Annotated in this window: 7 protein-coding genes; 3 read left to right on the plus strand and 4 right to left on the minus strand. The window is 56.0% G+C overall.

Annotation, left to right across the window (positions count from 1 at the left end):
- Positions 1-18 precede the first annotated feature (18 nt).
- Entirely contained in the window at positions 19-1,338 is a 1,320-nt protein-coding gene (ahcY, locus tag ACYVGC_RS22385) for an adenosylhomocysteinase (RefSeq protein ID WP_460586065.1), read from the minus strand.
- A 96-nt stretch (positions 1,339-1,434) separates the two neighbouring features.
- On the opposite strand from ahcY, the gene ACYVGC_RS22390 reads away from it, so the two are divergent.
- The 3 genes from ACYVGC_RS22390 to metK all read left to right on the plus strand — a co-directional run bounded on the left by ACYVGC_RS22390 (position 1,435) and on the right by metK (position 4,727).
- Positions 1,435-2,052 (plus strand): hypothetical protein, encoded by a 618-nt coding sequence (locus ACYVGC_RS22390; protein WP_460586066.1) that lies wholly within the window; start codon positions 1,435-1,437, stop codon positions 2,050-2,052.
- Positions 2,053-2,144: 92 nt separating this feature from the next.
- Complete coding sequence (locus ACYVGC_RS22395) at positions 2,145-3,353, plus strand: THUMP-like domain-containing protein (protein ID WP_460586067.1); 1,209 nt, start codon at positions 2,145-2,147, stop codon at positions 3,351-3,353.
- 111 nt (positions 3,354-3,464) lie between these two features.
- Positions 3,465-4,727, plus strand: a complete 1,263-nt coding sequence (metK, locus tag ACYVGC_RS22400; RefSeq protein ID WP_460586068.1) for a methionine adenosyltransferase — start codon at positions 3,465-3,467, stop codon at positions 4,725-4,727.
- 75 nt (positions 4,728-4,802) lie between these two features.
- On the opposite strand, the gene hpf is transcribed toward metK, so the two are convergent.
- The 3 genes from hpf to rpsU form a co-directional block, all read right to left on the minus strand.
- Positions 4,803-5,102 carry an HPF/RaiA family ribosome-associated protein gene (hpf, locus tag ACYVGC_RS22405; protein WP_460586069.1) on the minus strand — a complete coding sequence of 100 codons (300 nt, stop codon included), beginning with the start codon at positions 5,100-5,102 and terminating at the stop codon, positions 4,803-4,805.
- Between the two features lie 141 nt (positions 5,103-5,243).
- Positions 5,244-6,128: a site-specific integrase gene (locus ACYVGC_RS22410; protein ID WP_460586070.1), complete on the minus strand. Its 885-nt coding sequence runs from the start codon at positions 6,126-6,128 to the stop codon at positions 5,244-5,246.
- 152 nt (positions 6,129-6,280) lie between these two features.
- A complete protein-coding gene (gene rpsU, locus ACYVGC_RS22415) occupies positions 6,281-6,475 on the minus strand; it encodes a 30S ribosomal protein S21 (RefSeq protein ID WP_283562734.1) in 195 nt (64 codons plus the stop codon).
- Between the last annotated feature and the right edge of the window lie 334 nt (positions 6,476-6,809).

Raw genomic sequence — 6,809 nt, forward strand, 5'->3', positions numbered from 1 at the left:
TTACTAAAAGTCAAGGACCTAGTAGCGGTACAGGTCCGACTTGAACGGGCCTTCCACCGGCACCTTGATGTAGTCAGCTTGCTTGGCCGTCAGCTCATCCAACTCTACACCTATTTTAGCGAGGTGCAGGCGGGCCACTTTTTCGTCCAAGTGCTTGGGCAGGGTGTACACTTGATTTTCGTACTGGTCGGCGTGCTGCCACAGCTCCAGTTGAGCCAGGGTCTGGTTGGTGAACGAATTTGACATCACGAACGAGGGGTGGCCGGTAGCGCAACCCAGGTTTACCAAGCGACCTTCGGCCAGAATAATAACCTCCTTATCCTCAATGGTATAGATATCAACCTGCGGTTTCACCGTATCCTTGGTATGGCCGTAGTTTTTGTTCAACCAAGCCATGTCAATCTCATCATCGAAGTGGCCGATGTTGCAGACGATGGCTTTGTCCTTGAGGCTACGGAAGTGCTCCTCGGTGAGGATGTCGCAGTTGCCGGTAGCGGTTACTACGATGTCTGCTTCCTTCACGGCGTTGGTCAGCTTCTTCACAGCGTAGCCGTCCATAGCTGCTTGCAGCGCGCATATTGGGTCAATTTCCGTCACGATAACGCGGGCACCAGCCCCGCTCAGCGAGGCGGCCGTGCCTTTTCCCACGTCGCCGTAGCCGGCCACTACGGCAATTTTGCCGGCCATCATCACATCGGTAGCCCGGCGGATGGCATCCACAGCCGACTCTTTGCAACCGTACTTGTTGTCAAATTTCGACTTCGTTACCGAGTCGTTCACGTTGAAAGCGGGAAAAGGCAGCGAGCCGTTTTTCACACGCTCGATGAGGCGCAGCACACCAGTCGTCGTTTCTTCCGACACACCCTTGATGCCAGCGGCTAGCTCGGGGAAGCGATTCAGCACCATGTTGGTGAGGTCGCCACCGTCGTCGAGAATCATGTTCAGGGGCTGGCGCTCTTCGCCAAACCACATGGTTTGCTCGATGCACCAGTCAAATTCTTCCTCGTTCATGCCCTTCCAGGCATATACCGGGATGCCGGCGGCGGCGATGGCGGCCGCGGCATGGTCCTGGGTCGAGAAGATATTACACGACGACCACGTAACCTCGGCCCCGAGCGCGGTGAGCGTCTCGATGAGCACGGCGGTTTGGATGGTCATGTGCAGGCAGCCGGCAATACGCGCACCTTTGAAGGGCTGCGAAGCGCCAAACTCCTCGCGGAGCGACATCAGGCCCGGCATTTCGGCCTCAGCAAGGCGAATTTCCTTGCGGCCCCACTCGGCCAGGCTCATGTCTTTTACTTTGTAGGGAACGTAGGTCGTCGTCGTGGTTGCTACCATGGTATTTGGTAAATGAAAGTTCTGGTTTCTCAACCACAAAGATACAGTTTTGTTGTGGCATTGGGGTCGGGTGTGCCTACGCTACCTTTGCTGGCTATGGCCTCTCTATCTTCTTTTTCTGGCAAGTCAATTCATTGGCTCACAACAGCCTTCGTAGCTACGGGCCTCAGCCTGGCGAGTCACGCCGGGCTGGCCCAGCAGGTTGCGCCCGCCACCATCCGGCTACTGCCCGAAGACCAAGAGCGGGGCCAGTACGGCCACCAGCACAATTTTTATTTTCTGCCACCCGGCAAAACGGGTGAAGACTACCAGAATGCCGGCTTCTTCGGCGGTAAGCTCCGCCCCTACCTAGCCGGCCACCCGCAAGCGCTTAAAGAGCTTGATAACTACAAGCGTCAGAAAACTATTTACTTAATTGATAAAGCTGTGCTGGTTGGCTCACTTGGGTTATATGCTTCGCAGGTTTTCAGCAACGGCGACCCGGTGTATTTCAATGGCACCCAGCAAGTGGCCGCTGGGGCGGCTGTTGTCAGCCTGTTGGCTACCATCTTCATCAACCGCCACACCAACGAGTACTTGAAGCAGGCGGTGGATAACTACAACACCGACGCGCCGGCGGCGCACGGCACGCTGTGGCCCCGTTTGCGGCCAGCTGGCGTAGGCATGGCGGCGGTGGCCGGCCAGCCAGTGCTGGCATTGCACTGGCAGCTTTAGGTGGTTGCAACGTCCTCATTTTGAACCCTACAAGCTAACCTTCTTACTGGCCAGCGCACCTGCTGGCCACTTTTTGCGTTAGTAGCTGCACAATGGAGTTCCCTTTACCCGAGGCGGCCCGGCGCTACGTGGCTACCCACCTGCACGACGACCCCGCCCATTTGGCTTTGCAGGCCCGCCGCCACCCCCACCTGCCCGTGCCCGAGCTGGTACGCCAGATTCAGGCCCGCCAAAAGGCCCGCGCGAAGCTGCCCACCTGGGCCGATAATCAAGAACTGATTTTTCCGCCCGCGCTATCGGTCGAACAGGCTTCGTCTGAGCGCACGGCTACTTACAAGGCCGCGCTGGTGGCCGGGGCAACCCGGCTAGCCGACCTCACCGGCGGCTTTGGGGCCGATGCCGCACATTTTGCCGCTGTAGTAGAGCAAGTGGATTATGTGGAGCGCGACGCGCACCTAGCTTCCGTAGTAGCTTACAACCTGGGCCAACTGGGCATTGCCAATATCACCACTCACACGGCTGATGCAGCCGCTTTCCTACGGGCTAGTGAGCAGCCATTCGACTGGTTGTTTCTGGACCCTGCCCGGCGCGATAAGCGCGGCAGCAAAATAGTGCGTTTGGCTGATTGTGAGCCCGATGTGCCTAAGCTACTACCGCTGTTGCTACGCCATGCACCACGCATTTTGCTCAAGACCTCGCCCATGCTTGACATTGAGCTGGCTATTCAGGAGCTCAAGCACGTGCGGCGCATCTGGGTTATTGCCGTGGATAACGAGGTAAAAGAGGTATTATATGAGTTGGGAGCCGAGCCCGCCGTTGACCCCGAGCGCCTGGCTGTGAACCTGCACCGCGATGGCAGCCAGCAGGAGTTTCGCGTAAACCGGGCCCGCGAGGCCCGCGCCATCCCACGCTATGCCGAGGCCCAGCAGTACCTATACGAGCCTAACGCCGCTATTCTAAAAGCGGGGGCTTTTAAAAGCATTGGCACTGCTTTCGAGTTACTTAAAATACATCAGCACAGCCACTTATATACTAATCAGGAATTAAGGACTGACTTTCCGGGGCGCATCTTCCGCATTTTGGCTACTGAGAAAGCCGATGGGCCTACGTTGAAAGCGCACCTGGGTCCCGAAGGCAGGGCGCACGTCACGACCCGCAACTTTCCCGAGTCGGTGGCCATATTTCGGCAGCGCACGGGCATTCGGGAGGGCGGCGACATTTACTTATTCGCTACTACTGACTTGCGGGGGCGCCTGGTCGTGCTCGTTTGCGAGAAGGTGAGCCTGCCCGCAACCGCATAAGTACAGCGGGCAAAGTGTGGCCGCTCAGGATTTAATGAGTAGTTTTGCGCCCCGCCCGCCCGCGCCTCCAACTGGCACGGCGGGCGTTTTTTGTTTGTCTAATTCTTTGCCATGCCCTATCTGTTCACTTCCGAATCGGTTTCGGAAGGCCACCCCGATAAAGTTGCCGACCAGATTTCCGACGCTATCCTCGACGAATACCTGCGCCAGGACCCCACCGCCAAAGTAGCCTGCGAAACCCTCGTAACAACGGATTTTGCGCTCGTAGCTGGCGAGATTAAGTCGACCGCCCACGTGGAGGCCGAAACGATTATTCGCGATACGATTCGGCGCATCGGCTACAACAAGCCGGAGTATCTGTTCAACGCCGACACCTGCGAGGTGATGAACCGGCTGCACGAGCAGTCGCCCGACATCAACCAAGGCGTGGTGCGCCAGGCTCCCGAAGAGCAAGGTGCCGGCGACCAGGGCATGATGTTTGGCTACGCTACCAACGAGACGGTCAACTACATGCCGCTGGCTTTGGACCTCTCGCACAGCCTATTGCAGGAGCTGTCCGCCATTCGCAAAGAAGGCCGCGAGATGACGTACCTGCGCCCCGATGCAAAGAGCCAGGTAACCATACGCTACTCCGACGACCACCGCCCCGAGGCCATCGATACCATCGTTATCAGCACGCAGCACGACGACTTCGATGCGTCGGAGGAAGTGATGCTGGCCCGCATCAAGCAGGACATTATCGATATCCTCATCCCCCGCGTGAAAGCCAAGCTGAGCGCCGAGGTACAAGCGCTCTTCACTGCCGATGTCAAGCACCACATTAACCCCACGGGCAAGTTCGTTATCGGCGGCCCGCACGGCGACTCGGGCCTCACGGGCCGCAAAATTATTGTGGACACCTACGGCGGCAAAGGCGCGCACGGCGGCGGTGCTTTCTCAGGCAAAGACTCCAGCAAGGTAGACCGCTCGGCGGCCTACGCTACCCGCCACATCGCCAAAAACCTGGTGGCGGCCGGCGTGGCAGCGCAAGTGCTGGTGCAGGTGGCTTACGCCATTGGCGTGGCCAAGCCGGTTGGCCTATACGTCACCACTTCGGGCACCACCAAGGCCACCAACGCCGCCGGACAGCCCCTTACCGATGGCGAGATTGCCAATAAGGTAAACGAGCTATTCGACCTGCGCCCCTATGCCATTGTGGAGCGCCTGGGCCTGCGCAACCCCATTTTTAGCGCCACTGCCGCCTATGGGCACATGGGCCGTCAGCCCGGCACCGTCACGGTTAAAATGAAGGACGGCGAAGCGCATATCTTCGAAACCTTCACGTGGGAAAAGCTCGATTACGTAGACCGCATTAAAGCTGCTTTCAATCTGTAAGCTGATATTTTTACCACAAAAAAGCCCCGACCGCTTTGAATGCGGTCGGGGCTTTTTTGTGGTAAAAATATCAGCCTAGTGGCTCAGTGACTTCTCTTTAAATTTAGTAATCTGCCGCTTCAGCGCCTCTACTGCCGCGTCGGTAGCAGCTTCAAAAGAGGGAGCATCTTCCTGGCTGAATAACGTGCTACCGGGCACCATCAGCTTGATTTCCACAGTTTTATTGGCTACACCGTCTTTGTTGTTGAGCCGCAGAATCACTTCGCCATCCGTTACGCGGTCGTAAAAATGTTCGAGCTTATTGAGACGTTGCTGGATGAAATCGAGCAGGGTTTGGTCGGCATCGAAATGTACCGATTGCATTTGCACTTTCATGGGCAAAGGGGAATTGGGTGGATGGGAAACTGAGAATGCAGAAGTGATAATAAGAGATTAAAAACACCCGTCACTCAAGTCATCGATTGAGTAGCAAGCACTTACAATGCTCCGTTTTTTCTTCTGCATTCCAACTTGGAATCAGGCCCGCGGGTGGGCTTGTTCAAATACGGATTTCAGGCGGTCCACGGACAAGTGGGTGTACACCTGAGTGGCCGCTAAGCTAGCATGGCCCAGCAATTCTTTAATAGAATTGAGGTCAGCTCCTTTGCCCAGCAGGTGCGTGGCAAAGGCATGGCGCAGCGCGTGTGGGTGCTGATGCGCCGCCGAAGTCGAAACCTGGCTCAGGTATTTCTTCACCGTGCGGTACACAAGCTTCTCGTAGAGCGGCTCACCCTTGTCGGTACGTAGCAGCGGGCTATTAGCTGATATTGCCTTAAACTCGCTGGCACGGCGCTCACGGTACCTGGCCAGCACTAACAGCAACGACGGGTTGAGGGGCACTACGCGCTGCTTATTGCCCTTGCCAGTTACGCGCACGGTGCGCGCGCCCAGGTCCAGGTCATCGTCGGTAATGCCCAGTAGCTCCGAGAGGCGAATGCCCGTGCCATATAGAGTTTCCAGTATCAGTTGGTCGCGCGCACCAACAAAGCTGTCTTCAAACTCAAACGAGTTCAACATCCGATTCAAGGCCTCTTCGGGCACAAACTCGGGCAGCTTCTTCGCCATCTTGGGCGCTTTAATGCGCAGCATGGGATTAGCCTCCAGGCGGCGCTCACGTAGCAAAAACTTGTAGAACGAGCGCAGGCAGGCCACCTTTCGGTTCACGGTGCGTGGGTCAAGGTCCTGGCTCATCAGGCTCACTACCCAACCCCGGATGAGCGGGTGCAATGCCTGTACTATATCATCCAGTTCATATTCAGCCCGCAGATAAGCCGCAAACTGCGTCAAGTCAGTTTGGTATGACGTAACGGTGTGTGGGCTCAAACGCTTTTCGTACCGCAAAAAATCTAAAAATTCTTCCATGCCCCAAGTTCAGTAACGCGGCTGGCCCCGGGTCAGCACTGCAAAGTAGGCCACATGACTGCTTTTACCAAGCCCCAACGCGAAAAGCCCGCCCACTTGCCTTGCAGCGAGTGGGCGGGCTTTCCAAAGCCAGTAAAACGAAGGCTAAAAGACTATTCGTTCTCGGTACCGTAGGTAGCGAGCTTATACACAGCCTTCTGCTTCATTTTGCGTTGCGTAATGCTCGGCTTCTGGAAGAATGTGCGACGACGCAACTCTTTCAAAACGCCGGTGCGCTCGAATTTCTTTTTGAAGCGCTTAAGCGCACGGTCAACGGTTTCGTTGTCTTTGATTTGAACGATAATCATATCGGGGATTTTGAATGCTTTCGCTACGGGAAGCCGAGTAAATCGGGCCGCAAAGATACTCAGTTGATTGCAAAGAAAAAAGCGATGGCTTGCCAGTAAGCTTCTTTTTTAAAATAAGGTGGCATTGCACAAGCCTCTTTTTCTGCTCTGTCCTACTGAGCTGGCCAATCTTTTACTACTCAGTAAACTAGTGACCTCCTCCCAAATACTAAGCCGGTTGAAAGTGGAGCATCAGGCGTTCTTGACCTCCTCCCAAATACTTAGAGGCTATCCAAATAGGCAATTATACCAAGTGATTCGAGCGCAGGCAAAATGGAGCATGGCGAGGTAGTTT

Source organism: Hymenobacter arcticus (assembly GCF_054779975.1).